This is a genomic window from Microbacterium invictum, from assembly GCF_014197265.1.
GTDB lineage: Bacteria > Actinomycetota > Actinomycetes > Actinomycetales > Microbacteriaceae > Microbacterium > Microbacterium invictum.
Genome location: NZ_JACIFH010000001.1, coordinates 966,890 through 990,717, shown reverse-complemented (window position 1 = coordinate 990,717; position 23,828 = coordinate 966,890). Strand labels below are relative to the sequence as shown.

General features: G+C 69.1%; 21 protein-coding genes and 4 tRNA genes. 9 read left to right on the top strand and 16 right to left on the bottom strand.

What is annotated here, in order from left to right; translation table 11 throughout:
* Window positions 1–60: 60 nt before the first annotated feature.
* The 5 genes from BKA10_RS04810 to BKA10_RS04790 form a co-directional block, all read right to left on the bottom strand.
* Entirely contained in the window at window positions 61–570 is a 510-nt protein-coding gene (locus tag BKA10_RS04810) for a glycine cleavage system transcriptional repressor (protein WP_183498842.1), read from the bottom strand.
* Between the two features lie 12 nt (window positions 571–582).
* Window positions 583–753 (bottom strand): hypothetical protein, encoded by a 171-nt coding sequence (locus BKA10_RS04805; RefSeq protein ID WP_183498841.1) that lies wholly within the window; start codon window positions 751–753, stop codon window positions 583–585.
* 145 nt (window positions 754–898) lie between these two features.
* Window positions 899–970: transfer RNA gene (locus BKA10_RS04800), tRNA-Val, on the bottom strand.
* Between the two features lie 28 nt (window positions 971–998).
* Window positions 999–1,069 (bottom strand) — tRNA-Cys (locus BKA10_RS04795).
* Window positions 1,070–1,125: 56 nt separating this feature from the next.
* Window positions 1,126–1,198 (bottom strand) — tRNA-Gly (locus BKA10_RS04790).
* Between the two features lie 150 nt (window positions 1,199–1,348).
* On the opposite strand from BKA10_RS04790, the gene BKA10_RS04785 reads away from it, so the two are divergent.
* Window positions 1,349–1,424 (top strand) — tRNA-Val (locus BKA10_RS04785).
* Between the two features lie 5 nt (window positions 1,425–1,429).
* Here the strand turns inward: BKA10_RS04785 and BKA10_RS04780 are convergent.
* From BKA10_RS04780 to BKA10_RS04765, 4 genes are all read right to left on the bottom strand, one after another.
* Complete coding sequence (locus BKA10_RS04780; protein WP_183498840.1) at window positions 1,430–1,960, bottom strand: type II toxin-antitoxin system PemK/MazF family toxin; 531 nt, start codon at window positions 1,958–1,960, stop codon at window positions 1,430–1,432.
* Between the two features lie 95 nt (window positions 1,961–2,055).
* Entirely contained in the window at window positions 2,056–3,282 is a 1,227-nt protein-coding gene (locus tag BKA10_RS04775) for an ammonium transporter (RefSeq protein WP_183498839.1), read from the bottom strand.
* A 193-nt stretch (window positions 3,283–3,475) separates the two neighbouring features.
* Window positions 3,476–4,504: a cell division protein ZapE gene (gene zapE / locus BKA10_RS04770; protein ID WP_183498838.1), complete on the bottom strand. Its 1,029-nt coding sequence runs from the start codon at window positions 4,502–4,504 to the stop codon at window positions 3,476–3,478.
* A gap of 9 nt (window positions 4,505–4,513) precedes the next feature.
* Window positions 4,514–5,728: an alpha/beta hydrolase family protein gene (locus BKA10_RS04765; protein ID WP_183498837.1), complete on the bottom strand. Its 1,215-nt coding sequence runs from the start codon at window positions 5,726–5,728 to the stop codon at window positions 4,514–4,516.
* Between the two features lie 25 nt (window positions 5,729–5,753).
* On the opposite strand from BKA10_RS04765, the gene BKA10_RS04760 reads away from it, so the two are divergent.
* The 6 genes from BKA10_RS04760 (at window position 5,754) to BKA10_RS04735 (ending at window position 12,359) form a co-directional block, all read left to right on the top strand.
* Window positions 5,754–6,335, top strand: a complete 582-nt coding sequence (locus BKA10_RS04760; RefSeq protein ID WP_183498836.1) for a DUF3000 domain-containing protein — start codon at window positions 5,754–5,756, stop codon at window positions 6,333–6,335.
* Complete coding sequence (locus tag BKA10_RS04755; RefSeq protein ID WP_183498835.1) at window positions 6,328–7,524, top strand: HRDC domain-containing protein; 1,197 nt, start codon at window positions 6,328–6,330, stop codon at window positions 7,522–7,524. Before BKA10_RS04760 ends, BKA10_RS04755 begins: the two co-directional genes overlap by 8 nt.
* Before the next feature lie 73 nt (window positions 7,525–7,597).
* Window positions 7,598–8,803, top strand: a complete 1,206-nt coding sequence (locus tag BKA10_RS04750) for a thiolase family protein (protein ID WP_183498834.1) — start codon at window positions 7,598–7,600, stop codon at window positions 8,801–8,803.
* Between the two features lie 7 nt (window positions 8,804–8,810).
* Window positions 8,811–10,955, top strand: coding sequence for a 3-hydroxyacyl-CoA dehydrogenase NAD-binding domain-containing protein (locus BKA10_RS04745; RefSeq protein WP_183498833.1), 2,145 nt, complete (start codon window positions 8,811–8,813; stop codon window positions 10,953–10,955).
* Between the two features lie 187 nt (window positions 10,956–11,142).
* Window positions 11,143–11,823 carry a TetR/AcrR family transcriptional regulator gene (locus tag BKA10_RS04740; protein WP_183498832.1) on the top strand — a complete coding sequence of 227 codons (681 nt, stop codon included), beginning with the start codon at window positions 11,143–11,145 and terminating at the stop codon, window positions 11,821–11,823.
* Window positions 11,820–12,359 (top strand): hypothetical protein, encoded by a 540-nt coding sequence (locus BKA10_RS04735; RefSeq protein WP_183498831.1) that lies wholly within the window; start codon window positions 11,820–11,822, stop codon window positions 12,357–12,359. Before BKA10_RS04740 ends, BKA10_RS04735 begins: the two co-directional genes overlap by 4 nt.
* Here the strand turns inward: BKA10_RS04735 and pepN are convergent.
* The 6 genes from pepN to dut all read right to left on the bottom strand — a co-directional run bounded on the left by pepN (window position 12,348) and on the right by dut (window position 21,760).
* Window positions 12,348–14,870, bottom strand: coding sequence for an aminopeptidase N (gene pepN / locus BKA10_RS04730; RefSeq protein ID WP_183498830.1), 2,523 nt, complete (start codon window positions 14,868–14,870; stop codon window positions 12,348–12,350). The genes BKA10_RS04735 and pepN overlap by 12 nt on opposite strands.
* Before the next feature lie 21 nt (window positions 14,871–14,891).
* The gene (gene dxs / locus BKA10_RS04725) at window positions 14,892–16,865 is read right to left on the bottom strand and encodes a 1-deoxy-D-xylulose-5-phosphate synthase (RefSeq protein ID WP_183498829.1); all 1,974 of its coding nucleotides are present in this window, start codon (window positions 16,863–16,865) and stop codon (window positions 14,892–14,894) included.
* 108 nt (window positions 16,866–16,973) lie between these two features.
* Window positions 16,974–19,808, bottom strand: coding sequence for an aconitate hydratase AcnA (acnA, locus tag BKA10_RS04720; protein WP_183498828.1), 2,835 nt, complete (start codon window positions 19,806–19,808; stop codon window positions 16,974–16,976).
* 133 nt (window positions 19,809–19,941) lie between these two features.
* Window positions 19,942–20,730: a DUF3159 domain-containing protein gene (locus tag BKA10_RS04715; RefSeq protein ID WP_183498827.1), complete on the bottom strand. Its 789-nt coding sequence runs from the start codon at window positions 20,728–20,730 to the stop codon at window positions 19,942–19,944.
* Window positions 20,727–21,314, bottom strand: coding sequence for a DUF3710 domain-containing protein (locus BKA10_RS04710; protein WP_183498826.1), 588 nt, complete (start codon window positions 21,312–21,314; stop codon window positions 20,727–20,729). Before BKA10_RS04710 ends, BKA10_RS04715 begins: the two co-directional genes overlap by 4 nt.
* Window positions 21,311–21,760 carry a dUTP diphosphatase gene (dut, locus tag BKA10_RS04705; RefSeq protein WP_183498825.1) on the bottom strand — a complete coding sequence of 150 codons (450 nt, stop codon included), beginning with the start codon at window positions 21,758–21,760 and terminating at the stop codon, window positions 21,311–21,313. The genes BKA10_RS04710 and dut overlap by 4 nt, the downstream gene beginning before the upstream one ends.
* A gap of 12 nt (window positions 21,761–21,772) precedes the next feature.
* Here dut and BKA10_RS04700 point away from each other — a divergent pair, with 12 nt between their 5' ends.
* Window positions 21,773–22,252, top strand: a complete 480-nt coding sequence (locus BKA10_RS04700) for a DUF3093 domain-containing protein (RefSeq protein ID WP_183498824.1) — start codon at window positions 21,773–21,775, stop codon at window positions 22,250–22,252.
* Window positions 22,253–22,259: 7 nt separating this feature from the next.
* On the opposite strand, the gene BKA10_RS04695 is transcribed toward BKA10_RS04700, so the two are convergent.
* Window positions 22,260–22,550 carry a DUF4193 domain-containing protein gene (locus tag BKA10_RS04695; RefSeq protein ID WP_183498823.1) on the bottom strand — a complete coding sequence of 97 codons (291 nt, stop codon included), beginning with the start codon at window positions 22,548–22,550 and terminating at the stop codon, window positions 22,260–22,262.
* A gap of 217 nt (window positions 22,551–22,767) precedes the next feature.
* Between BKA10_RS04695 and sepH the strand changes: the two genes are divergently transcribed.
* Complete coding sequence (sepH, locus tag BKA10_RS04690) at window positions 22,768–23,805, top strand: septation protein SepH (RefSeq protein ID WP_183498822.1); 1,038 nt, start codon at window positions 22,768–22,770, stop codon at window positions 23,803–23,805.
* The last annotated feature ends 23 nt before the right edge of the window (window positions 23,806–23,828 follow it).

Genomic DNA, 23,828 nt, shown 5'->3' with positions numbered 1-23,828 from the left:
GGCCCGGTTCCATGGCTCGAGTCTATCGGTGCGCCGGAGCCGGCGTGCGGGTGGAGGACATCACCCGATCGTCAGATCGACCTGGATCTCACCGGCAAGGCGCTCCAGTGCGGCGGTGAGCACACCGGCATCCGCATCGGAGTGAATACGCACCTCCGCAGTCGCCTCGAACAGTGTCCCGCCCGCCATCGGCGCCTCGAGCGTCCGGCTGCGGAAGCTGTCGATGCTGAGGGAGTTCGCCGCGATCGCCGATGTGACATCGCGGACGATGCCGGGGCGATCGTTGCCGAGGACCGTGACGGTGAGGTCTTGAGTGGATGCCGGTGCCTGCGGCTGTGCGCCCGGATGGGCCGTCACGCGCAGCAGCCCCGCCATGCCGTCGAGTGCATCGGCAAGGCCGGTCAGGTGCTCGTCGGGCACCGAGACCAGGACGATGCCGGCGAAGACGCCGGCGAGCTCTGCCAGCTCGCTGCGCTCCCAGTTGCCCCCGTGCGCGGTCACCGTGTCGGCGAGGGCGCTGACGAGGCCGGCGCGGTCGTCACCGACGACGGTCAGGACGAGGTGGGCCATGGCGGTCTCGTGCTATCCGTGGTGGCGTTCCTTGGCGGCCGGCAGGTGCAGGCACAGCGCGAGGGCAGCCGAGACGAGCAGCAGGCCGAGCACGAACACGAGTCCCTGCATCGAGGTGACCGTGAACGCGAGGCCGAACAGGTAGAACCCGGCAAGGAACAAGATCATGTACACGACGAACATCGGGACCTCCTGAAGTCTGAGCTGCTTCCGATCGTAGCCGTCGACGAGCCGGCTCGTCGTGACTGACGCCCGAGCGCGCACGATGGTGCACGCGCAGTCGGCTCGGAAACACAAAAACCCCCGGTGAGCCGGGGGTTTTAGTCTGTGCGCGATACTGGGATCGAACCAGTGACCTCTTCCGTGTCAGGGAAGCGCGCTACCGCTGCGCCAATCGCGCCCGTTCGGGCTGTTCAGTTGTGCCGGAGAGGTGGCGACGGGATTCGAACCCGTGTAAACGGCTTTGCAGGCCGGTGCCTAGCCGCTCGGCCACGCCACCGCGTGTGGATTGACCCCACGTGCCAAGGGCCCTCCAGAGAGGAACCCTTGCACTCGAGCGGATGACGAGACTCGAACTCGCGACCCCAACCTTGGCAAGGTTGTGCGCTACCAACTGCGCTACATCCGCGTTTCCCGGATCACTCCGGGCGCTTGAATGACTTTAGCCCACTAATTCCCGACTGCAAAACCGGCCCACGTCCGCGCGTGTCATGGTCGCGTGATTCGTTCTGAAGCCCTGGCATCCGGTAACATCGTGTCTCGGCCCCAACAGGGCTTTGGGCGATTGGCGCAGTTGGTAGCGCGCTTCCTTCACACGGAAGAGGTCATCAGTTCGAGTCTGGTATCGCCCACCATCCCCTCAGTTCCCGGCATCCCACCCATAGCGACGATGCAGCGCATTCGCGATGCGCACGAACTGATCCAGGTCGAGCGCCGACGCCTCGCGGCGCATGCCGTCGTGGTGCACGAGATAGATCTGCTCGATGTCGACCCAGGACGGTCGCCCCCGCGAGTCCCACGGGCCCGATCCGATCGCCAGATAGTCTTGGTCGCCGCTGTGCGGCTTGCTCGTCAGCCGGACGGCGTAGACGTGCTGCGCGTCCTGGCGGCCGATCACGAGGACGGGACGGTCCTTGCCGCGGCCGTCGTTCTCTTCGTACGGTACCCACGTCCAGACGATCTCCCCGGCGTCGGGATCGCCGTCCTGGTCGGGCGCGTAGGTGATGCGCAGCTGCGCCTTGGGCGGCGGCGCGATCTGCACAGTCGCGAACGGGCCGATGCCGCCCGGCGACACATCGGGGAGGCCGGATGCGGGGGTGGATGCCGCGGTGCGGCGCCGTGGCCGCAGAAGGCCGGTGATCGCGTTCAGAATCCGGGTGCCGGTGCTCACGCCCCCACCCTATGGTGGCGACCGGCAGTGCCGAAGTCTCCGGGCATGGCGAGAGGGCGCCGCGCGAACGCGACGCCCTCTCGGGAGTGTTTCGGTCAGTCGGCCAGGACGTAGCCCGACTCGCCGTGCACGACGGTGTCGATGCCGGCCAGCTCGTCCTCGTTCTTGATCCGGAATCCGATCGTCTTCTCGATCACCAGACCGATGACCAGGGCGATGACGAAGGAGTACACCGCCACGGCGGCCGCGCTGCCGGTCTGCAGGATCAGCTGCGAGAAGTCGCCGGTGAACAGCAGACCGGTGTCGGTGGCGACGAAGCCCAGGAAGATCGTGCCGATGAAGCCCGAGACGAGGTGGATGCCGACCACGTCGAGCGAGTCGTCATAGCCGAGCTTCCACTTCAGCTCGATGGCCAGGGCCGAGACGGCGCCGGCGATCAGGCCGAGCACGATCGCCCACCCGGGGGTCAGGTTGCCCGCCGACGGGGTGATGGCGACCAGACCCGCGACGGCACCCGAGGCGGCGCCCACCGAGGTCGGCTTGCCGTCCTTGATCTTCTCGATGAGCAGCCACGCGAGCATGGCCGCAGCCGGCGCGCCGATCGTGTTCAGGAAGCTGAGGCCCAGCGCGCCCTGGTCGCCCGAGAGGCCGGTGTTGAAGCCGAACCAGCCGAACCACAGGATCGATGCGCCCAGAACGACGAACGGCACGTTGTGGGGCTTCTGGATGCCCTTCTGGAATCCGACCCGCTTGCCCAGGACGATCGCGAGGGCCAGGGCTGCCGCACCGGCGTTGATGTGCACCGCCGTGCCGCCGGCGAGGTCGATGACCGAGTAGCCGTTGATCGTCCACGACTGGATCCAGCCGCCGCCCCAGACCCATCCCGCGACCGGGAAGTAGACGAGCGTGGCCCAGACGCCCGCGAAGATCAGCCACGAGCCGAACTTGGCGCGGTCGGCGATGGCGCCCGAGATGAGCGCGGTGGTGATGATGGCGAAGGTCGAGCCGAACGCCACATCGATGAGGTCGATGCCTGCGGCGGTCAGACCGAAGCCGGCGAACGGGTTGCCGACGAAACCGGGGATCAGGCCTGCGGCGCCCTCGAAGTAGCCGCCGTCGCCACCCGCGCCGGTATACATCATGTAGCCGTAGAGGATCCACAGCACACCGATCAGTGCGATCGATCCGAAGCTGAGCATCATCATGCTCACGACGCTCTTGGCCTTGACCAGACCGCCGTAGAAGAACGCCAGTCCGGGGGTCATCAGCAGCACGAGTGCCGCGCTGGTGACGATCCAGATACTTGACGGAGTGAGTTCCATCGCTACCTCTCCTGAGTGAAAGTGCCTGCCGCATCGAGTCGCAGTGTGCGGTCGGGCGTGCCGGTCGGGTGCGATCAGTTTTGCGGCGCGCGGTTTCGAGCGGCGTGCAGGTCGTGTTTCGCACTCGTTACAGCACAGTCCGTCACGTGAACATCACGTTTCGGGGCACCGAAGACAGGCTGGAGAGCTGCTGTCAGGAGTGCGTGAGGGCCACCAGGCGCGAGATGGCGCGGAGGTACTTCTTGCGGTATCCCCCGGCAAGCATCTCGTCGGTGAACACGCTGTCCAGGGCTGCGCCCGTCGCGCGGATCGGGATCTGCGCGTCGTAGGCGCGGTCGACGAAGGCGACGAAGCGCAGCGCCGCGGACTGGTCGTCCAGCGGTGCGACGTCGCGCAGGCCGATCAGGGCGACGTGCTCGATGAGGCGGATGTACCGCGACGGGTGGACCTGTGCGAGGTGGGCGATCAGCCCCCCGAACGTGTCGTCGGAGGCGAGCGCGGATGCCGCGGCATCCGCCACCGCCCTCTCATACTCCCCGTCGGCGACCACGACCGCGTGGCCGTCCACCGCGCGCTGCCGGTAATCGGTGCCGTCGATCCGGATGGTCTGGAAGCTCGCGGCCATGGCGTGGATCTCGCGGAGGAAGTCCTGCGCGGCGAACCGGCCCTCACCGAGCGCGTTGGGCGGGGTGTTCGAGGTGGCCGCCAGCCGCGTGCCGGTGGGGACGAGCTCGCCGATCAGACGCGTCATCACCATCGTGTCGCCCGGATCGTCGAGCTCGAACTCGTCGATGCACAGCAGGTCCGCTCCGCGGAACAGTTCGACTGTCTTCTGATAGCCGATCGCTCCGACCAGCGCGGTGTACTCGATGAAGGAGCCGAAGTACTTCCGTCGCGCGGGCACGGCATGGTAGATCGAAGCGAGCAGGTGCGTCTTGCCGACACCGAACCCGCCGTCGAGGTACACGCCCGGCTTGAGGGCGGGCACCTTCTTCGCGCGGCGGAACAGCCCCCCGCGCGCTGCGGGCGCTCCCCCGCCGCTGAAGGCGATCAGCAGATCCTTCGCCTCCTGCTGCGACGGAAAGTGCGCGTCGGTGCGGTAGGTGTCGAACGTGGCCCCGTCGAACTGGGGTGGCGGGACGAGCGCCGCGACCATCTCGGCACCCGAGACCTGGGGACCGCGATCGGTCAGATGCACGATGCCGACGGGTGCGCTGCTCACCACTCAACCCTAAACCGCGGGTGCGGTCAGCTCGGTCCTCTCCAGCCACGCGGTGATGGCCTGCGTCCAGCGCTGCTGGTCGTAGTTCCAGAGCTTGGTGTGGCGCGCGACGTCGAACACGTGCAGCTCGACCAGATCGGGCCGCGCCTGGGCGAGGTCGTGCGAGGCGGAGGACGGCACGAACCCGTCGTCGTCGCTGTGCAGGATGAGGATCGGATGCCGCAGCTCGGCCGCACGGGCCACGATGTCGAGCTGGTCGAAGGGAATCGCCGCATCGGCGCCGCTGAGCCCTGCCGACCACTCCCTCTGGAGCGTGCCCACGGTGAGGTCGGCGAGCCGGGACGGCAGGCCGAGCAGGCGGGCCTGATGATCGAGCACGCGGCGCCAGTCGACGACCGGGGACTCCAGGACGACCCCGGCCAGAAGGTCACGGTGGCCAGAGTGCAGTGCGAGCTGCAGCGCGATCGCGCCGCCCATCGACCAGCCCATGAGGATGATCCGGCGCGCGCCGCGGCGGCGGGCGAACGCGAGCGCGGGCTCGACGTCGTGCCACTCGGTGGCACCCAGTGCGTACGTGCCCGAGCGTGAGCGCGGGGCCTCGCCGTCGTTGCGGTACGAGACGACCAGGGAGGTGATGCCGGCGGCGTGGAATACCGGCACCGCGCGCAGGCACTCGGCGCGCGTCGTGCCACGGCCGTGGATCTGGATGACCCACGTGCCGGCCTGTTCGTCGTCGGCAGGGAACAGCCATGCCGGGCAGGGGCCGACCGACGCTCCCACCAGCTCGGTCGTGTAGGGCAGTCGCAGGTCGTCCGGAGAATCGAAGTACCAGCCGCTGAACGCCGCCTCGGGAGCCAGATGCGCGTCGGTCGCGACATGAGTGAGCAGTTTTCGCTTGACGCCCGACGCGTCTTCGGACAACACCGAGCCGAGCTTCAGATACGCCGAGGTGCCGACGGTGAACAGGCCGTACCGGCCCGGCAGCACCGTATCGGGCGTGCGGCTGAGCGTGATGGTCTGCGCGGCGGTGTCGACGTCGAGGATGCGCGTGTCGGGGACCCGCCCGCCCGGAGTGACCACCCGGCGGGCCATCTTGACCGCCATGAAACTGGTCAGTCCGAGGACGGCGACGAGGGCGGATGCCAGGATCATCAGCACCGCGCGCAGGCCCGAGATCAGCGCGGGGGCGGCCCCCACCGGCCCGGCGCGCCTGAGTCCCAACATGGTGCACTCACTCTAGTCTGTCGACGTGGATGACCCCGGTCCCCCGGCCGCCTTCGCGGCCATCTCCGACGCTCTGCGCGCGCTGTCGTTCCGGCAGGATCTCACCGTGCGTGAGATTCCCGCGCCGGCATCGCTCGCGCCGGACTCGATCGCCTTCGCCGGCGACGTCCGCCCCGAGGCCGAGGGTGTGGACTCGGAGTACGGCACCGGCCGGTTCGTGCTGCTGCACGATGCGACCGCGCCGGACGCGTGGGGCGGGCCGTGGCGCATCGTCTGCTTCGCCCAGGCGCCGCTCGAGCCCGAGATCGGCACCGATCCTCTCCTGGCCGACGTGGCGTGGTCGTGGCTGGTCGATGCGCTGAAGACCCGCGGCGCGCAGTTCCACTCCGCCTCCGGCACAGCGACCAAGACGCTCTCGAAGGGGTTCGGCACACTGGCCGCTGAGGGCGACGGCGCGCAGATCGAGCTGCGCGCCTCCTGGTCGCCCGCCGGCGACCTCGCCGGGCATATCCAGGCCTGGGCAGAATTGGTGTGCATGCTTGCCGGGCTTCCTCCCGGGTCGGAAGGCATCGCCGTCTTCGGATCACGTAAGGGGTCTCGTGCCTGAATATCCCGTCATCGCCGACCGGGCGCAGTTCCACGACGCCGCGCAGGTCCTGGCCGGCGGCACCGGTCCCGCCGCCGTCGACGTCGAGCGCGCTTCCGGCTTCCGCTACACGCAGCGCGCCTATCTCATCCAGGTGTACCGGCGTGACGCCGGGGTGTTCCTGTTCGATCCGCCCGCCATCGGCGACATGGCATCGCTCCAGAAGGCGATCGGTGGCGTCGAATGGGTGCTGCATGCCGCCAGCCAGGACCTTCCCTCGCTGCACGAGGAGAACCTCCAGCCGCCGGAGATCTTCGACACCGAGCTGGCGGCGCGTCTGCTCGGCCACGACAAGGTCGGCCTGGGCGCCGTCGTCGAAGACACTCTCGGCATCACGCTCGCCAAGGCCCACTCGGCCGCGGACTGGTCGACCCGGCCCTTGCCGGAGTCGTGGCTGGAGTACGCCGCTCTCGACGTGCTGCACCTGATCGATGTACGTGACGCCCTCGAGTCCGAGCTGTTCGAGCAGGACAAGGTCGACATCGCCGTGCAGGAGTTCGAAGCCGTGCGCACCCGTCCGGCCCGGCCGCCGCGCGAGGAGCCGTGGCGCCGCCTGAGCGGGCTGCACACAGTGCGCGGGCGGCGTTCGCTGGCCATCGCGCGGGCGCTGTGGACCGCGCGTGAAGAGTATGCCCGCGACCAGGACATCGCGCCCGGCCGGCTCGTCCCCGACCGGTCGCTCGTCGCCGCGGTGCGGGCCGACCCCGCGAGCAAGCAGGAACTGGCGCGGGTCAAGGAGTTCAACGGGCGCGCGAGTCGCTCGCAGCTGGACCGCTGGTGGGCGGCGATCGAGGCCGGCCGTGCCGCAACCGACCTCCCCGCCGAACGGGTGCCCAGCGATACGCTGCCACCCCCGCGCGCCTGGGTGGACCGTAACCCCGAGGCCGACGCGCGACTGAAGACCGTGCGGCCGCGCATCGAGGCCGTCGCGGACGAGCTGCACATGCCCGTGGAGAACCTGCTCACCCCCGACACCCTGCGCCGTGCGGCGTGGAAGCCGCCGCAGTCGGTGGACGCCGAGTCCATCGGAACCATGCTCGCGGCGCTCGGAGCCCGCCCCTGGCAGATTGAGCGCACCGCACAGGTGATCGCGCTAGCCTTTGTGGATTCCCTGCACGCGGCCGAGGACGCTGCGAGCGACGCTTCGTAGGATCGATCCAACCGATTACGCGACACTGAGTGTCACCATATGCTGGACTCGATCCCAAACATTTGGAGGCAGAGTGGCCGAGCTCTCGGACGTCTTCTTCGTCGATGGAATGCGCACGCCGTTCGGGCGCGCCGGCGAAAAAGGCCAATACTGGAACACCCGCGCCGATGATCTCGCCGTCAAGGCGACCATCGGACTCATGGAGCGCAACCCGGACGTTCCGGCGGATCGTATCGACGACGTGGCCATCGCCGCGACCAGTCAGACCGGCGACCAGGGCCTCACCCTCGGTCGCTCGGTCGCGATCCTGGCAGGACTCCCCCAGACCGTGCCGGGCTTCGCCATCGACCGCATGTGCGCCGGTGCGATGACCAGCGTGACCACGATGGCGGGGTCGATCGGCGTCGGCATGTACGACGTCGCCCTCGCCGGCGGCGTCGAGCACATGGGCCACCACCCCATCGGCGGCAACGCCGACCCGAACCCGCGGTTCGTCGCCGAGAAGATGGTCGACCCGGCTGCGCTCAACATGGGCGTCACCGCCGAGCGCATCTTCGACCGCTTCCCGCACCTGACCAAGGAGCGTTCGGACCGGTTCGGCATGCTGAGCCAGCAGAAAGCGCAGGCGGCCTACGAGCACGGCAAGTTCCAGCCCGATCTGACCCCTGTCGCGGTCAAGGACGCCGACGGCGCCTGGGGCCTGGCCACCGAAGACGAGGGTCGCCGCCCGCAGACCACGATGGAAGACCTCGCGGCGCTCAAGACGCCCTTCCGTCCGCACGGTCGCGTCACCGCGGGCACCTCGTCGCCGCTCACCGACGGCGCGACCATGTCGCTGCTGGCAGGCGGCGGCGCGGTCAAGGAACTGGGCCTTGCACCCAAGATGAAGCTCGTGTCGTTCGCCTTCGCGGGCGTCCAGCCCGAGATCATGGGCATCGGGCCGATTCCGTCTACGGAGAAGGCGCTGCGGAAGGCAGGCCTGTCCATCGGCGACATCGGTCTGTTCGAGCTCAACGAGGCCTTCGCGATCCAGGTCATCTCGCTGCTGGACCACTTCGGCATCGCCGACGACGACCCCCGCGTGAACCAGTGGGGCGGTGCCATCGCCCTCGGCCACCCCCTCGCGGCATCCGGTGTGCGGCTCATGATCCAGCTCGCGGCCCAGTTCGCCGAGCGCCCCGACGTCCGGTACGGACTGACCGCCATGTGCGTCGGCCTCGGCCAGGGCGGCTCGGTCATCTGGGAGAACCCCCACTACGACGGCAAGAAGCGGAAGTGATGCGGCAATGACCGACTACGACGAAATCGACTTCTCCCCGATCCTCGCGGCCACCGACGACGAGGTGATCACGCACTCTGCCGTGCGTGACGTGACGCTCGCCTCCGGTAAGACGATCGCGCTGATCACCCTCGACAACGGGCGCGACCACACCCGGCCCAACACGCTCGGTCCGGCGACCCTCGCCGAGCTCGGCGAGATCCTCGACGCGCTGAAGGCGCGTGCCGCCGCCGGCGAGATCGACGCGGTGGCCGTCACCGGCAAGCAGTACATCCTGGCCGCCGGCGCCGATCTGTCCGACATCTCGAAGGTCGGCTCGAAGGACCAGGCACGGCTGGTCGCGCAACTCGGCCACAAGGTGTTCGGCACGCTGGGTGACCTGGGAGTCCCCTCCTTCACGTTCATCAACGGGCTCGCGCTCGGCGGCGGGCTGGAGATCGGACTCAACTCGAGCTACCGCACCGTCGACGCGTCGGCGGCCGCCATCGCGCTGCCCGAGGTGTTCCTGGGGATCATCCCCGGCTGGGGCGGCGCCTACCTGCTGCCGAACCTCATCGGTATCGAGAACGCCCTCGAGGTCGTGATCTCGAACCCGCTCAAGCAGAACCGGACCCTCAAGCCCCAGCAGGCTTTCGATCTGGGGATCGTGGATGCCATCTTCCCCGCGTCGAACTATCTCGAAGACTCGCTGCGCTGGGCCGACGGTGTACTGGCCGGCAGGATCAAGGTCGAGCGCAAGAACGAGCCCGGCAAGATCGAGCGGCTGACCAAGTGGCCCATCGCCATCAAGATGGCCCGCGGCATGCTCGAGTCGAAGATCGGCACTGTTCCGAAGTCCCCGTATGTGGCTCTCGACCTGCTCGAGCGGGCCAAGAGCGGCACGAAGGCCGAAGGATTCGCCCGCGAGGACGAGGCCCTGGCGGAGCTCGTGACCGGAGATCAGTTCGCGGCATCGATGTACGCGTTCGATCTCGTGCAGAAGCGCGCGAAGCGTCCGGTCGGCGCGCCCGACAAGACGCTCGCGAAGAAGGTATCCAAGGTCGGCATCATCGGTGCCGGCCTCATGGCCAGCCAGTTCGCGCTGCTGTTCGTGCGTCGCCTGCAGGTGCCCGTGCTGATCACCGACCTCGACCAGGCGCGCGTCGACAAGGGCGTCGCGTACATCCACGACGAGATCGGCAAGCTCCAGGCCAAGGGCCGGCTTGACGGCGACAGCGCGAACAAGCTGCGTTCGCTGGTGACCGGCACGACCGACAAGAGCCTGTTTGCGGACTGCGACTTCGTCATCGAGGCCGTCTTCGAAGAGGTCGGCGTCAAGCAGCAGGTGTTCGGCGAGATCGAGCAGTTCATCGCCGAGGATGCGATTCTCGCGACGAACACCTCGTCGCTGTCCGTGGAGGAGATCGGCGCGAAGCTGGCCCACCCCGAGCGGCTGGTCGGCTTCCACTTCTTCAACCCGGTGGCCGTCATGCCGCTGATCGAGATCGTGAAGACCCCGCAGACCGCCGAGTCCGCGCTGTCGACCGCGTTCGTCGTCGCGCGCGGCCTGGGAAAGAACGCCGTCCTCACAGCCGACGCGCCCGGCTTCGTGGTCAACCGGCTGCTCGCCAAGGTCATGGGCGAGGCCGCGCGCGCCGTCTACGAGGGCACGCCGGTCGCCGATGTCGAGAAGGCGTTCGGACCGCTCGGCCTGCCGATGGGCCCGTTCCAGCTCATCGACCTCGTCGGCTGGAAGGTCGCCGCGCACGTGCAGGACACCATGGCAGGGGCGTTCCCCGACCGGTTCTACGCGAACGAGAACTTCCACGCTCTCGCGGAGCTTCCGGAGGTCGTCGAGAAGGACAAGGGCGGTCGGGTCACCGGCTTCACCAAGGCCGCCGAGAAGGTCATCAAGGGCCACGCCGGCACCACTCCGGCATCCGCCGACCAGATCCTGCGTCGCGTGCAGGACGGGCTCGCCCAGGAGATCAGGATCATGCTCGACGAGGGCGTGGTTCCCGAGGTCGAGGACATCGACCTGTGCCTGATCCTCGGCGCGGGCTGGCCGTTCATCGACGGCGGCGCCTCACCGTACCTCGACCGTGAGGGCGCATCCGAACGGGTCTTCGGCAGCACCTTCCACACACCGCCGATCCGCGGCATCGGCGGCTGACCCGCCGACGCCTGATCGACCGCCGCCCCGGCACGAGACGCTCGCCCGTCCGTGCCGGGGCGGCTTTGTTCCTCCTCGCGGCGCCTCACCCCGGCATCCACGTGGCGGTTGTCCTTCTGCATCCCTACGTGTTGGCGGTCGTAGCCCAGCCGCACTGAACGCGTTCAGTTTCTGGTATGGTCTGAACATGTTCAGTTCTGAAGCGGCGGATGCCGGCACCAAGAGCGACCGGACGCGTGCGCGCCTGCGGGCTATTGCCCTGCGCTCGTTTCGCGAACGGGGATACGACGCGACGACCGTCCGCCAGATCGCGGCCGAGGCCGGCGTGTCGGTCGGAGTGACGAATTACCACTTCGCGTCCAAGAACCGCCTCGTCCAGGAGCTGTACGTCGACGTGCAGGAGCGTCACCGGGCCGCGGCTGTGCCGGCGCTTGACGGGGTCGACGATCTGATCGACCGGCTCACCGTCATCTATCGCACCGGGTTGGACGAGCTGACGCCGTATCACCCCCACGCGGGCGAGTTCGTCGCCGCGGCGATGTCACCGAAGTCCGACGTGAACCCGCTCTCGGCGGAGTCGGCCCCGGCCCGTGACATCACCGAGGCGCTGTTCGCACGGGCGGTGTCGGGGGCGAAGCACTCCCTGCCTGCCGACATCGCCGATCGGCTGCCCGCCGTGCTGTTCCTGGGCCACCTGCTGCTGGCGCTGTACTGGGCGTACGACAGGTCGCCCGGGCAGGAGCGCACCAGTCGGCTGCTGGAGCGCGGTCTCGGGCTGCTGCGGCTCGCTCTGCCGCTGGTGCGACTCCCGCTCGTGCGCCGCCCGCTGCGCGAGATGCTCGACCTCATCGGCGAGGTGCGGTCGTGAGCGAGCCGTTGCCGCGCACGGCCGCGGAGCCGATGGCGTTCACCCAAACCGAGTTCCTGCGCGGTGCGCTGTCGGCGTGGTTGTGGTTCCTGCTGCTGGACATCAGCGTGTACGGGATCATCTTCTTCCCTATGGGCGCAGCGGTGGCCGCGATGTTCGCCGTGCCCTGGTCGGCTGCGGCGGTGGCGGTCTTCGCATTTCCGGCGTGGCTGCTCGGGCGGGCGCTGCGCCGCAGGGCGCGAGTGGCGGTGCACGTCGCCGCATTCGCTGCGCTCGGTGTGGTGGTCGGCGTGATCACGACCGCCACGTACCTTGTTGTCGCCACCGGGCGACTGGAGATCGATTCCTTCTTCGGCAGTCCCCTGTGGGTCGTCAACGTCGCCGCTTCCGCCTTCGCCATGGTGTTGGGGTGGCGGCGTGGTGCGCGTGCCGTGCTCAGGCCGCGCGCACCGTCGATTCGCCGCGACGCAGACGCCGCGGCTGAAGACGCACTTGTCGACCCTGCGTGCGGGGAGCGCGGCCGCTCAGCGCACTGAGCCAGGCTGGACCGCCCGCACGCGCAGATCGCGGGCGAGCCCGTCGCGCTGCTCGATGACGATGCGTCGCAGGGACGCCGGAGCGTGGGCATTGGCCGCGAGCCACGCGTCCGCATCGTCGAGGGTGTCGGATGCCGGGAACAGGCCCCGTACCAGCCGGCGGGCGATCTCGATGCTGCGCTGCGACCATACGTCGCCGATCCGGGCGTAGTAGTCGGCGTCGAGCGTGGCGACCAGATCGCGTCGACCCCCGGCTCGGATGCCGGCGATCGTCGCGTCGAGTTCGTCGTTGGTGAGGGTCTGGTCGTCCCAGGCAGAGCGCCAGGCGTCGGCGCGCACCTGCGCATCGGGCCGAGCCGCCAGCACAGTGCGGTGCGAGGTGCGTCCCTTCGAGGAGGGATCGGCGGCCAGCTCGGCGGCTGCGTCGGCCACGGTGGTGTGGCCGGTGGTCGCCAGCGCGGTGAGCCAGCTCCAGCGCAGCTCCGGGTCGAGACTCAGGCCGGCCGGTGCCGGTGCCGCGCCGGACAACAGGTCGCGCAGGTCGCCGGCCCGATCGTCGCAGACGGCCGCGGCGCCGCCGACCGCGCGCGCCCACGCGAGCTGCGCGTCGCTGCCCGGCTCGGCCGCGTGCAGGGCCTGCCACGCCGCCTCGAGCCACACGGCCGCCAGCCCGTCACGATCGGCCCGCGCAGCGTAGTGGGCGATCGCGTAACCGGCGTGCGAGACCGCGTCGGCGAGCAGCGCCGCGTTCGCCTCCGCCGGGGCATGACGGGCCACGATCTCCAGATACCGGGCGGTGGGCAGGGCCCCGTCGCGCACTGCGTTCCACAGCGCCGCCCAGACGACCGACCGCACCAGCGCGTCGTCGAGCGTCGACAGGCTGCGCGCCACGGCATCCGTCGACCTCTCGTTCAGCCGCACCTTCGCGTAGGTGCGGTCGTCGACGTTGGGGACGATGAGGTCGGCGTCAGGGAGTACGGGAGCGTCTATGACGGTGCGCTCGTCGACGATATCGAGGTCGACGGTCGCGCGAGGGACCAGGCGGTCATCCTCGTGGGAATAGAAGCCGACGCTGAGCCGGTGCGGGCGCGGATCGGTCTGCACGATCTCCAGTCCGTCGCCGCGTTCGACGCCGATCTGCGAGACTCCGGAGGTTTGCAGCCAGGCGGCGGTCCACGCGCCGAGGTCGCGCCCGGAGGCGGCCTCCAGGGCGGTCAGCAGGTCGGGCAGCGTCGTGCTGCCGAACGCGTGGGCCGCGAAGTAGCGCTGCGCGCCGCGGAAGAACGCCTCCTCCCCCACGAACGCCACCAACTGCTTGAGCACCGACGCGCCTTTGGCGTAGGTGATGCCGTCGAAGTTCAGCTTCGCCGCCTCGAGGTCGACGATGTCGGCGACGATCGGGTGGGTGGTCGGCAGCTGGTCCTGCTCGTACGCCCAGCCCTTGCGCCGGCTCGCGAACGTGACCCACGCGTCGGGAAACCCGCCGGCGGCCACGGCGGCGTGGGCGCCCATGAAGTCGGCGAACGACTCCTTCAGCCACAGGTCGTCCCACCAGCGCATCGTGGCGAGGTCGCCGAACCACATGTGCGCCATCTCGTGCAGGATCGTGTTCGCGCGCCCCTCGTGCTGGGCTGCGGTGGAGGCCCCGCGGAAGATGTACGCCTCGGTGAAGGTGACCAGCCCCGGGTTCTCCATGGCCCCCAGGTTGTACTCGGGCACGAAGATCTGGTCGTATTTGCCCCACGGATACGGGTAGTCGAACGCCTCGGAGAAGAACGTCAGCCCGCGCCGGGTGACATCGAAGATCTCCTCGTGGTCGAGGTGCGGCGCCAGCGACGCGCGGCACAGGACGCCCAGCGCCACCTGCTGCCCCTCGTGCGTCCACTCCTCGTCCACGCGGTGGTAGGGCCCGGCGGCGACGGCCGTGATGTAGCTGGACAGCGGCAGGGTTTCGGCGAACGAGACGTGGATGCCGGCATCCACCGCCTCGCGGGCGATCTCCGCGCCGCCCGAGAGCACCGTCCAGCCGTCGGGAACGCTCACGTGGAAGCGCCACCTCGCCTTGAGATCGGGCTGCTCGAAGCAGGCGTATACCCGCCGGCTGTCCGCGGGTTCGTACTGCGTATACAGGTACACCTCGCCGTCGACCGGGTCGACGAACCGGTGCAGCCCCTCGCCCGACCGGCTGTACACGCCGCGCGCGCGGACGGTGACGACGTTGTGCGCGGCCAGGGCATCGAGCTGGATCCGGGCACCGTCCCAGCGCACCTCGCGCACGGCGCCGTTGACGGTGACCTCGTCGACGGATGCCCCGATGAAGTCGATCCAGGTCGCATCGACGTCGGCGTCGAATGTCAGCGTCGTGACCGTGGGGAACGTGATGTCGTCGAGGCGTCGGGCGTCGCGCAGATCGAGGTGGACCTCGATCGTGTCGAGGTGGATGCCGACGGCACGCGCGGCGGTTTCTTCACGGCCGAGGTTGGCGGAGCGGGCGAGCGATGGAGATGCCATCCCTCCATGCTGTCACGTCGCTCAGGACCGCTCGTCGTGCGCGGGCTGTGAGGGCTCCGGTGAGGGCTCGGGCAACCAGATGGCCCCCGTGTCGGCGTGCTGACGCGCGACCGGGATGCGGGTGCCCAGCACCTGCGCGACGACATCGTGGGTGATCTTGGCCGCCGTCAGACCCGCGTCCGCGAAGATCTCCTCGCGGGTCGCGTGGTCGATGAACTCGTCCGGCAGGCCGAGCTCATCGACTGCCGTGTCCACCCCCGCCTCGCGCAGCACCTGGCGCACGCGGGTGCCGATCCCGCCGACGCGGATGCCGTCTTCGATCGTGATGACCAGGCGGTGGGTGGCGGCCAGCTCGACGATCGACGGTTGCACCGGCACGGCCCAGCGCGGGTCGACCACCGTGGCGCCGATCCCCTGCGCGCGCAGGCGTTCGGCGACCTCGACGGCCAGGTGCGACATCGGGCCGATGCCGACGAGAAGAACGTCCTCGCCGCCGTCGCGGAACAGGACGTCGACGCCGTCGGTGCGCCGCTCGATGGCCGGCAGATCGGGCGACACCGTGCCCTTCGGGAACCGGATGACCGTGGGAGCGTCGTCGACGGCGACGGCTTCGTCGAACTCTTCGCGCAGACGTGTCTCGTCGCGGGGAACGGCGATGCGGATGCCGGGGACGGCCTGCAGCATCGCCAGGTCCCACAGTCCATGGTGGCTCGGACCGTCCGGACCGGTGACCCCGGCGCGGTCGAGTACGAAGGTGACTCCGGCGCGGTGCAGCGCCACGTCCATGAGCACCTGGTCGAACGCGCGGTTCATGAAGGTCGCATAGATGGCGACGACGGGGTGCAGCCCGCCGAAGGCGAGCCCGGCCGCCGAGGCCACCGCGTGCTGTTCGGCGATGCCGACGTCGTGGACTCGGTCGGGGTAGCGCTGCGCGAACGGCTGCAGGCCGGTGGGGCGCAGCATCGCCGCAGTGATCGCCACGATGTCGTCGCGGCGCTCCCCCGCGGCCAGCAGGCTCTGAGCGAACACGTCCGTCCAGCTCGTGGCATCCGACGACGACAGAGGCAGGCCCGTCGCGGGGTCGATCTTGCCGACGGCGTGGAACTGGTCGGCCTCGTCGTTGCGAGCCGGCTCGTACTCATGGCCCTTCTCGGTGATGACGTGCACGATCACCGGCGCACCGTACGACTTCGCGAGCGTCAGCGTCTCCTGCAGGGCGTTGAGGTCATGGCCGTCGATCGGACCCAGGTACTTGATGTCGAGGTTCGAGTACAGCGCCACGTTGTTGGCGAAGCGCGAGAGGAACCCGTGCGTGCCGCCGCGGACGCCGCGGTACAGCGCCCGGCCGGGGGCGCCGAACCTGCGGAAGAACGAGTCCGACCCGCGTCGCAGATTCTCGTAGCCCTCGGTCGTGCGCACGCGGTTCAGGTACCGGGCCATGCCGCCGATGGTGGGCGCATAGGAGCGGCCGTTGTCGTTGACGACGATGACGAGGTTGCGGTCGTTGTCGTCGGAGATGTTATTGAGCGCCTCCCACGTCATGCCGCCCGTCAGCGCGCCGTCGCCGACGACGGCCACGACATGCCGGTCCTTGCGGCCGGTGCGGGTCAGGGCGCGGGAGATGCCGTCGGCCCAGCTCAGCGAGCTCGATGCGTGCGAGGATTCGACGACGTCGTGCGGGCTCTCGGACCGCTGAGGGTATCCGGCCAGCCCTCCGCGCGAGCGCAGCTGTGAGAAGTCCTGCCGCCCGGTGAGCAGCTTGTGCACGTAGGACTGATGCCCGGTGTCGAATACGAACGGGTCGTTCGGCGAATCGAACACACGATGCAGGGCGATCGTCAGCTCGACCACGCCGAGGTTCGGTCCGAGGTGCCCGCCGGTGCGTGCGACGTTCTCGATGAGGAACGCGCGGATCTCGTTCGCGAGCTGTGTCAGCTGGGGTCCGGAGAGTCCATCGAGGTCGCGGGGACCGTGGATGTTCTCGAGCAGACTCATCCCTGAAGTCTACGGGGTGGGGCTGGAAGAGGCCTGTCGCGACGCTCGCCGCGACCGACGGCGAAGGGCCCGGAACCGCGCGGTCCCGGGCCCCTCGACACGCGTCGCTCAGACGAGCGAGCGCAGCACGTACTGCAGGATGCCGCCGTTGCGGTAGTAGTCCGCCTCACCGGGGGTGTCGATGCGCACGACCGCGTCGAACTCGACCGTCTGCTTGCCTTCGGCGGAGAACTCGCTGGGGGCGGCGGTGACCTTGACGGTCTTCGGCGTGACGCCCTCGTTGAGCTGCTCGAGACCGGTGATCGAGACGATCTCGGTGCCGTCCAGGCCGAGCGAGTGCCAGCTCTCGCCGGCCGGGAACTGCAGCGGGACGACACCCATGCCGATCAGGTTCGAGCGGTGGATGCGCTCGAAGCTCTCGGTGATGACCGCCTTCACGCCCAGCAGGCTCGTGCCCTTGGCCGCCCAGTCCCGCGACGACCCCGAGCCGTACTCCTTGCCGCCGAAGACGACGAGGGGCGTGCCCTGCGCCTGGTAGTTCTCGCAGGCGTCGTAGATGTACGACTGCGGACCGCCGGGCTGGGTGAAGTCGCGGGTGAAGCCGCCTTCGATGATCTGGCCGTCGTTGACCGCCGCGACCAGTTCGTTCTTCAGGCGGATGTTCGCGAACGTGCCGCGGATCATGATCTCGTGGTTGCCGCGGCGCGAGCCGTAGGAGTTGAAGTCCTTCTGCGCGACGCCGTGCTCCGTCAGATACTGCGCGGCAGGGGTACCCGCCTTGATGTTTCCGGCGGGGCTGATGTGGTCGGTGGTCACCGAGTCGCCGAGCGTCGCCATGACGCGGGCACCCGAGATGTCGGCGACCGGGGTCAGCTCCATGGACATGCCGTCGAAGTACGGCGCCTTGCGCACGTAGGTCGAGTTCTCGTCCCATTCGAAGATCGGGCCGGTGGGGGTCGGCAGGCTCGTCCAGCGCTCGTCGCCGTCGAAGACGGTGGCGTACTGCTTGATGAACTGCTCGCGCGAGATCGACGAGTCGATGATCTCCTGGACCTCGTCCGGCGCCGGCCAGATGTCCTTCAGGAACACGTCGTTGCCGTCGGTGTCCGTGCCGAGCGCGTCGGTCTCGAAGTCGAAGTGCATCGAGCCCGCCAGCGCGTACGCGACCACCAGGGGCGGCGAGGCGAGGTAGTTCATCTTGACGTCGGGGCTGATCCGGCCCTCGAAGTTGCGGTTGCCCGAGAGCACCGCCGTCACGGCGAGGTCGTGGTCGTTGACCGCCGCGGAGACTTCTTCGATGAGCGGTCCCGAGTTGCCGATACAGATCGTGCAGCCGTAGCCGACGGTGAAGAAGCCGAGACCTTCGAGGTCCTTGTCGAGGCCGGACTTCTCGTAGTAGTCGGTGACGACCTTCGAGCCGGGGCCGAGCGTGGTCTTGACCCACGGCTTCTGCTTCAGGCCCTTCTCGCGCGCCTTGCGGGCGAGCAGGCCGGCAGCGATCATGACCGACGGGTTGGAGGTGTTGGTGCACGAGGTGATCGCGGCGAGGGTGACCGCGCCGTTGTCGAGGATGTACGGCGAACCGGTGGGCGGCGTGATCCTGATGGGCTTGGATGCCGCGGCGGGGGCACCCGAGTTGATGTGCACCTCGCGCGTCTCGGGCTCTTCGTCGCCGGGGACCGACCCGGGGTCGGAGGCGGGGAACGAATGCTTCGACTCGAGGTCGACGATGTCGGTCGAGGTCGAGGCCGACGCATAGTTGAGGATGTCCTGCTCGAACTGCGTCTTGGCCTCGGAGAGCAGGATGCGGTCCTGCGGACGCTTGGGGCCGGCGATCGAGGGGACGACGGTTCCGAGGTCGAGCTCCAGGTACTCGCTGAAGCTCGGCTCGATCGCCGGGTCGTGCCAGAGCGACTGCTCCTTCGCGTACGCCTCGACGAGGGCGACGGCGTGCTCGTCGCGGCCGGTGAGGCGCAGGTACTCCAGCGTGACGACGTCAACAGGGAACATCGCGGCGGTCGAGCCGAACTCGGGGCTCATGTTGCCGATCGTGGCGCGGTTGGCCAGCGGCACCGAGCCGACGCCGGCGCCGTAGAACTCGACGAACTTGCCGACGACCCCGTGCTTGCGCAGCATGTCGGTGATCGTGAGCACCACGTCGGTCGCGGTCACACCGGCGGGGATCTCGCCGGTCAGCTTGAAGCCGACGACACGCGGGATGAGCATCGACACGGGCTGGCCGAGCATCGCGGCCTCGGCCTCGATGCCACCCACGCCCCAGCCGAGCACGCCCAGGCCGTTGACCATCGTGGTGTGCGAGTCGGTGCCGACGCAGGTGTCGGGGTAGGCGCGGAGGACGCCGTTCACGGTGCGGTCGTAGACGACCTTGGCGAGGTGCTCGATGTTCACCTGGTGGACGATGCCGGTGCCCGGCGGGACGACTTTGAAGTCGTCGAACGCGGTCTGGCCCCACCGCAGGAACTGGTACCGCTCGCCGTTGCGCTCGTACTCGATCTCGACATTGCGCTCGAGGGCGTTCTCGGTGCCGAACAGGTCGGCGATGACCGAGTGGTCGATGACCATCTCGGCGGGCGAGAGCGGGTTGATCTTGCTGGGGTCGCCGCCCAGTGCGGTCACGGCCTCGCGCATGGTGGCCAGGTCGACGATGCAGGGGACGCCGGTGAAGTCCTGCATCACGACGCGGGTGGGAGTGAACTGGATCTCGGTGTCGGGCTCGGCGTCCGGGTCCCAGCCGCCGAGGGCCTCGATCTGCGCCTTGGTGACGTTCGCGCCGTCCTCGGTGCGTAGCAGGTTCTCGAGGAGCACCTTCAGGCTGAAGGGCAGCTTCTCGTAGCCGGGGACGGTGTTCAGGCGGAAGATCTCGTAGTCGGTCTCGCCGACTGTCAGGGTGCTCTTGGCTCCGAAGCTGTCAACAGTGGACACGTCTGCTCTCCTTCGTCGGCGGCGCAGGCGCAACGGCCTGCCCGTCCATCTTCCCCGCCTGGAGCGCCCAGTACCAGTGAGGCAAGCCTTACTCGGCGGGGACAGAATTTATCTTGATATCAAGATAAATCTATCACGCAGCGGGCGTCGTCGCGGGCTTCTGGTAGAGCGCGCGGGCGGCGAGCCAGGTGACCGCGACGAGCGGGGCGAACAGCGGCAGCCCCATCGCCAGCTTGAGCGTCGCGAGGGTGGTGACATCCCCGGCGAAGTAGAACGGCAGCTGCACGGCGAGGCGCAGGTAGAACAGCCCCGCCCAGGCGACCGCGAGCCAGAAGAACACCCGGCGTTTGCGGCGATCGGCGCGCCACGCCGTGCCCTCATTCATGAGGAAGCCGGCGATCAGCCCGATGATCGACCACCCGATGAGCGCGGAGACCAGGAAGGCCGTGCCGTAGAGCGCGTTCGTGATGAGGCCGGGGACGAAGTTGTCCTCGCCGCGACCGGTCCACAGCGCGAGGGCTGCGGCCGCACCGGTGGCGATGAGCCCGCCCAGCGCGGCGGCGAGCGTGGAACGCTGGATCAGGCGGACGATCGTGAACACCGCCGCGGCTCCCACCGAGATGAGCAGCGAGAGCACGAGATCGGAGGTGGCGGTGAACAGCACCAGGAACGTCAGGCTGGGCAGCACCGATTCGAACACGCCGCGCCAGCCGCCCATGGCCCGCCACACGACGTGACCCGTCGACGCTTCGGTGCGGGGATCGAGCCCAGCCTTGAGGGCCGCCTGGCCGAGCGCCTGGCTGATCAGCTCGGACGCGGCCGGCGACGGCTCGGCGGTCGCGGGTGCGTCGGTCTCCCCCGCGGCCGGTGAGCCGGCGGAGGAGGGGTCGGATGCCGGGGGTCGGTCGGGTTCGCCCGTCATGCCGATCCGGGGGAAGCGGGCATCTTCAGCGGGATCAGGTCGCGCGGGGGCATCGGGGTGCCGCCGCGCACGACGACGATCGAGCGGAAGAGGTCTTCGATCTGATCCGCGGCGGCCACGTCGCTGGTGGCCGCGCCGCCGATCACACCGCGGAGGAACCAGCGTGGCCCGTCGACGCCGACGAATCGGGCCAGTCGCTTGCCGGCCGTGCTGTCGGCACCTGCGGTGACGGGCACCTCGGCGAGAAGCTCGGGCCCGAGCGGGCCCTCCCGCTCCTCGACACGGCCGCCCTGCTGGCGGACCTGCGCGCGGATCTGCTCGCGTGTCTCCTCCCACAGACCCGTCGAGCGGGGCGCGGCGAAGGGCTGGACTTGGAGGGTCGAACCGGCGTAATCGAGACCCACGGCGACGATGCGCTTGGTCTGCTCCTCGACCTCGAGTCGCAGGTTGAGCCCCTCACGAGGCAGGATCTTGATGCCGCCCAGGTCGATGTAGGGCCGGACCGGGTTCGCCTCGGACTCGTCGAAGGGGCCGGATGTCGCGCGATCCGCAGGAGCGGTCTTGTTCGTGGTGTCCTCGCTCATGAGGCACCTCCTGCCTGGTAGCCGGTGGAGCCGAAGCCGCCTTCGCCGCGGACGGAGCCGGGCAGCTCCTCGACGGGGATGAAGTTCGCACGGGGCACCGGCATGACGATCAGCTGCGCGATCCGGTCGCCGGGGGCGATGTCGAATGCGGCCTCGGAGTCGGTGTTCAGCAGCGTCACCTTGATCTCGCCGCGATAGCCGGCGTCCACAGTGCCGGGACTGTTCACGATCGTGATGCCGTGCTTGGTGGCGAGGCCGCTGCGGGGCACGACGAAGGCGACGTGGCCGTCGGGCAGGGCGATCCGTACGCCGGTGCCGATGAGGGCGCGCTGACCGGGTTCGAGGCGGGCCGCCTCGGCGGCGACCAGATCGGCGCCGGCATCACCGGGGTGGGCGTAGACGGGCACGTGCTCCGCGATAATGGGAACGTCCACGGTTTGAATCACCCCACGAGGCTAATGCACAACTACGCTGCCGGCACTCGCTCCACGGTATCCGGCTACCGTGAACGCCTCAGCCCGTCGCTGTGGCTCATCGTCAGCGCGGCCGTCGCCGCCCCGATGGTCGCACTCGTCTTCGTTCCGGTGGATGCCGCGATCGCACTGGCCGCCGGCATCACAGCGGGTGCGCTGATCGTCTTCGGGCTGATCGCCGCCTCGCCGGTCGTCTCCCTCTCGGGCGGAACGCTGCGGGTCGGTCGCGCCCGCATCGACGTCGCCGACCTCGGCGATGCCGTCGCCCTCACCGGTGATGCGGCGCGCGAGGCGCGGGGACCGGGCCTGTCACGGTCGGCATGGCACCTGCTGCGCGGCGGTATCGACGGCGTCGTGCGCGTCGCGGTGTCCGACTCCGATGACCCGGTCACGGAGTGGGTCTTCTCCTCGCGGACACCCGACCGGGTCGTCGCGCTGATCGCGCGGGCTCAGCGCGCGCGCTGACCTGCGCTCAGGAGCACTCGGTGCAGATGTAGCCGCCCGCGACCTCGTGGTCGATCTGGGTGCGGTGCTTCACGAGGAAGCACTCCATGCACGTGAACTCGTCCTCTTGCGGGGGCAGCACGACGACGTCGAGCTCGAGATCCGACAGGTCCGCGCCCGGCAGCTCGAAGCCCGAGGGGTTGTCGGCGTCCTCGGAGTCGACGGAGCCGGACAGCTTGTCGGGGACCCGCTCCTTGAGAGCCTCGATCGACTCGCTGTCGTCCTCGGTCTTGCGGGGGGCGTCGTAATCCGTGGCCATGCTCGAACGTCTCTACTTCCAGAAGGGGCTGCGTGTGGGACCCGATGGGGCGGCGATAGTTTGCACGACCGGCCTGCTTTTCGCAAATGCCGGAGGCGTCCATCGCAGCTTCGGGCGCTGCATGCCGTGAAACTCGCGGCGCGCCCACGATATTCCCTTTCGGCGGGAAGTGCTGTGACAGCATGGGCGCACACGCAGGATCGGGAGGGTGTTTCGCATGGAACAGCTCAAAGTCATCGGAACCGAAGAGGGCGTCCTCGTCCTCGCCACGGAGTCCGGGGACAGGTATACGCTGCCGGCCGACGAAGCGCTGCGCACGCAACTGCGTCGTCTGCAGCGTGACGCCGAGCCGCGTTCGGCGCGCCCCAACCCCCGCGAGATCCAGTCGCACATCCGCGCCGGCATGACCACCGAAGAGGTGGCCGAGCTGCTGGGCGTCCGCGTCGACGACGTGGCCCGCTTCGAGGGTCCGGTGCTGGCAGAGCGTGAGCACATCGTGGGGCAGGCCCTGGCCGTGCCCGTGCTGATGGGCGGCGAACTCGACCCCGACGCTCAGCCGACGTTCGGCAACGCCGTGCGTGCGAAGCTCGGCGAGGCGGGTGCGACCGGCGAACGCTGGAGCAGCTGGCGAGAAGAGTCCGGCTGGATCGTGAAGCTCGAGTTCACGGCGAACGAGGTCGACCACGACGCGCGCTGGGGCTTCGACCCGCGCCGTTCGACCCTCTCGCCGCACAATGCCGACGCCGTGCAGCTGTCGCGCCAGGGCTCTTTGCCCGAGGGGCTCATCCCGCGCCTGCGCGCTCTTGACACCTCGGGTGTGAAGGACACGTCCCGCTTCGACAGCGCCGCGTTCGGACCACGCCGTGTCCCCGAGCCCGAGGCCGACCTCGAGTCCCCCGACACGCGTCCGTCCAGCTCGGTCGCCGTGCAGGAAGCGGCGATGAAGCGGGCGCCCGAGCAGGGCGTGACCTCGGCCGAGACGGCAGACCTGCTCGAGGCTCTGCGGCGTCGCCGCGGGCAGCGTGAGCCGATGCCCGCCGATGAGCACGCCGATCCCGACGCCCAGGCTCCGGTCGCCCTGTTCGATGCGCTCGAGCCGGGCTACGACGACCTCGTGCCCGAGCCCGAGTCCCATCCTGCAGCGGACCCGCGCGACGACGATTCCCCGACGTCGGATGCCGGGCGGCGCAAGGGCCGGACCTCGATGCCATCGTGGGATGAAATCGTCTTCGGCGCGCGCACCGAAGACGGCTGAACCGCGACGGGGGCCGATCCCCC

Coding starts and splice junctions, on each gene's coding strand:
- BKA10_RS04710 (WP_183498826.1), bottom strand. CDS start 21,314: ATGAGCGAGGACACCACGAACAAGACCGCTCCTGCGGATCGCGCGACA.
- BKA10_RS04700 (WP_183498824.1), top strand. CDS start 21,773: ATGCACAACTACGCTGCCGGCACTCGCTCCACGGTATCCGGCTACCGT.
- BKA10_RS04695 (WP_183498823.1), bottom strand. CDS start 22,550: ATGGCCACGGATTACGACGCCCCCCGCAAGACCGAGGACGACAGCGAG.
- BKA10_RS04740 (WP_183498832.1), top strand. CDS start 11,143: ATGTTCAGTTCTGAAGCGGCGGATGCCGGCACCAAGAGCGACCGGACG.
- dxs (WP_183498829.1), bottom strand. CDS start 16,865: ATGAGTCTGCTCGAGAACATCCACGGTCCCCGCGACCTCGATGGACTC.
- BKA10_RS04805 (WP_183498841.1), bottom strand. CDS start 753: ATGTTCGTCGTGTACATGATCTTGTTCCTTGCCGGGTTCTACCTGTTC.
- BKA10_RS04745 (WP_183498833.1), top strand. CDS start 8,811: ATGACCGACTACGACGAAATCGACTTCTCCCCGATCCTCGCGGCCACC.
- BKA10_RS04810 (WP_183498842.1), bottom strand. CDS start 570: ATGGCCCACCTCGTCCTGACCGTCGTCGGTGACGACCGCGCCGGCCTC.
- sepH (WP_183498822.1), top strand. CDS start 22,768: ATGGAACAGCTCAAAGTCATCGGAACCGAAGAGGGCGTCCTCGTCCTC.
- BKA10_RS04715 (WP_183498827.1), bottom strand. CDS start 20,730: ATGACGGGCGAACCCGACCGACCCCCGGCATCCGACCCCTCCTCCGCC.
- BKA10_RS04775 (WP_183498839.1), bottom strand. CDS start 3,282: ATGGAACTCACTCCGTCAAGTATCTGGATCGTCACCAGCGCGGCACTC.
- BKA10_RS04765 (WP_183498837.1), bottom strand. CDS start 5,728: ATGTTGGGACTCAGGCGCGCCGGGCCGGTGGGGGCCGCCCCCGCGCTG.
- pepN (WP_183498830.1), bottom strand. CDS start 14,870: ATGGCATCTCCATCGCTCGCCCGCTCCGCCAACCTCGGCCGTGAAGAA.